Genomic DNA, 2,883 nt, shown 5'->3' with positions numbered 1-2,883 from the left:
TGTGTTCTTTGTGTTGCTTTATGGTTAATTCTTTTTAAACACGAAGTTCACTAAGGTTTTCACAAAGTACACTAAGTGTGGTTTTATGCAAAACTAAGTTCACAAAGCTTTGTGTTTTTTGCTAATTCTTTGTGAACTTTGTGGTTAAACTGAGATTTGTTTCTCTAAAATTGATATTATTTCAACGGCTTTATCATAATCTTGTTGAATCGTAACGCTTGTTGATGGCGCATATCTTGCCAATTCGCAATTTTCTGTCAAAGCTATAAAACTACTTACATCTTCTGGGCTGGCATTTCTAGACAATAAGATTTCGGTTATTTTGTCTTTGCTCATTTCCGATGTTTCGATATGTAATTTTGCTTTCAAGAAATTGTGCATGGCTTTTTCTAAAGCAATATAAAACGGTTCTTTGTTTGCAATTTGTTTTTTGGCTTCCGATAAATATTTTTTGGCCAATTTGTTAGATAATTTAATTTTGTTTGCAAAAACATCTCCATCTATTGCTTCTTTTTTCTTGCGAATTGCCATTATAATTGGAATTAACAAAAAGGGTAACAGCAACAATCCGTAAAACAATCCAGAACCTAAAAAGTCTGATTTTTTAATTTCTGACAACCTTGTTTTTAGTTTTATAAATCCAAATGTTGCATTTGAAGCCACTTTTGTTTTATTCGAATCATTATTTGAAACGGCATTGTTATTTGCTGCTGTTGGGCCATCAAGAACTTCGATATTTATTTCTTTAGAAGTAATTGTTTTATAACTTTTTGTTACTAAATCGAAATACGAAAAAGTAAGTGGTTGTATAGGATAATTACCTTTATATTCAGGAATTATAGTGTACAAGTCCGAAATACTTCCTGACATTCCAGTAAGTGGTGTTGTTACATTTTCTTTGTGTACAGGATCATATATTTCTAAAGAACTTGGTACAATGGGTTTGGGTAAAGTAAATAATTTTAGATTCCCTTTACCAGAAACTACTACATTCAAATCGAGAGATTCTCCGTTTTTTAATTTGGTTTTTGATGGGGTTACTTTAAAATCAAAACTTCCAACGGCTCCTGTAAATCCTTCTGGTTTTCCTGCTTCTGGCAATGGTTTTACAGTAATAATTTTGGCACCAGCCGATATTTTTTTATTAGAAATTGTCATAATAGGTCTCCCGAAAAAGTCGACTTCATTCGACGGAACTTCGACTTCAACATCTAATGTTAAGGGTTCGATTTCTAATTTCCCTGTTTTTTGCGGATATAGTACTGTTTTTCTAAGTACTGCATATCGGTAATCTTCGCCTTTAAATTTTCCTTGGTGTATTTGAATTTGTTTCACATCGATGTTCTGACTCCAGAAATTATTATATTTTGGATTGTCAGTTACTTGCCAACCGCCAACTGCCGATCTGTTACTTACATATATTTTGTAAACCACCGTAATTGGTTCATTTAAATATGGATTTGAATTAGAAATTTCTGCCACCAATTGCACACCACTTTTTCCGGCATAGGCTTGAGGTTGTTGTTGTTGTTGCTGATAATACGGATTATAAGGGTCTCTTTCTTCTGCAACGGCATTTCCTACTGTAATTTTTATAGGGTTGGTTTTGTAAACCTGTCCGTTTATTTCGATAGTAGCTTGTTTGATTACAAAAGTTCCTTTTTTTGTAGGCGATAAATAATAAGAGTAAGTCTTTTCGAATGATTTTCGACCATTAACCCAAAGATAACTCGTTGATTGGTTTGGGCCACCTATGATTTTGAATCCTTCAAAGGTTGGGGCACTAAAATTATCGCCGTCATCATTCATCACAAAATCGATGCGAAGGCGTTCGTTGATGCCTAATGAGTTTTTACTTACTTGTGCTACAAATTGTACTTGTGCAAAAATTCCTTGGCATGTTAGTAATAATAATATGATGTATTTCTTCATTTCTTGTTTAATCATTTAACAGATTTGGGGCTAAATCTACCAATCTTTATCGGTTTCTACAGGTTTTCCTTTTGCTTTTTTTTCGTTTACTTTTTCTTGTGTTTTTTTCTCTTCATTATTCACAGCATCCAATAAATTCTTCATTCTTTCCTGATTTGCTCCTCCTTGTTGTGGTTTTGGTTGCTCATTTTGTTTGTCGTCTTTAGGTTTTCCTTTGTCGTCTTTTTTGTCATCGCCATCTTTAGGCTTGTCTTTTTTATCGTCTTTAGGTTCGTCCTTTTTATCTTTTTTGTCGTCTTTCTTCTTGTCGTCTTTTTTAGGAGGATTCTCTTTTAGCATTTTTTTTGCCAAAGCATAATTATACCTTGTTTGCTCATCTTTTGGATTATTCCTAAGCGCATTTTTATAAGCATCGACCGCTTTCGAATAATCTTTTTCTTTCATAAAAACATTACCAATATTATGAAAAGCACTAAATTTTTGTTGCTTTCCTTTTGCGTTTTCTATCGCTTTCGAATAAGCATATTTTGCTTCCGTTGGTTGATTTTGTTTGTAAATAGCATTGCCTAAATTATAAGAAGCCGTAGCTCTTTTTTCATTATTTGCTTTAGAAATTCTGTAATTTGACTCAGCCAAAGCATATTCTTTTTTTATATAATTTTCGTTAGCTTGTGGCAAATCGAAATCTTTTTTCTGTGAGAATGTTACTACAGAAAAAAATAAAGTAAGATATAAAATTATGTTTTTCATTTTCATTTTTTTTAAACACTAAGCTCACTAAGTTTTTCACTAGGTTCACAAAGTATAACTCATTTTTTATGTTCACAATGCTTTGTGTTCTTTGTGCATTCTTTGCGAACTTAGTGGTTAATTCTTTTTAAACACTAAGATCACTAAGTTTTTCACTAGGTTCACTAGGCTTTGTGTTCTTTGTGCCTTCTTCGTGTACTT

At 32.4% G+C, this 2,883-nt stretch carries 2 protein-coding genes; both read right to left on the bottom strand.

The features are described 5' to 3' along the window. Positions 1 to 144: 144 nt before the first annotated feature. Complete coding sequence (locus B0A57_RS11285; RefSeq protein ID WP_034097280.1) at positions 145 to 1,932, bottom strand: BatD family protein; 1,788 nt, start codon at positions 1,930 to 1,932, stop codon at positions 145 to 147. Positions 1,933 to 1,968: 36 nt separating this feature from the next. Next, a complete protein-coding gene (locus B0A57_RS11280) occupies positions 1,969 to 2,682 on the bottom strand; it encodes a tetratricopeptide repeat protein (RefSeq protein ID WP_034097282.1) in 714 nt (237 codons plus the stop codon). Positions 2,683 to 2,883 lie beyond the last annotated feature (201 nt).

The sequence above is a fragment of the Flavobacterium psychrophilum DSM 3660 = ATCC 49418 genome (assembly GCF_002217405.1).
GTDB classification, from domain to species: Bacteria; Bacteroidota; Bacteroidia; order Flavobacteriales; family Flavobacteriaceae; genus Flavobacterium; species Flavobacterium psychrophilum.
Note: the sequence above shows the minus strand (reverse complement) of the source record. Positions and strands in the feature narration are given on the sequence as shown.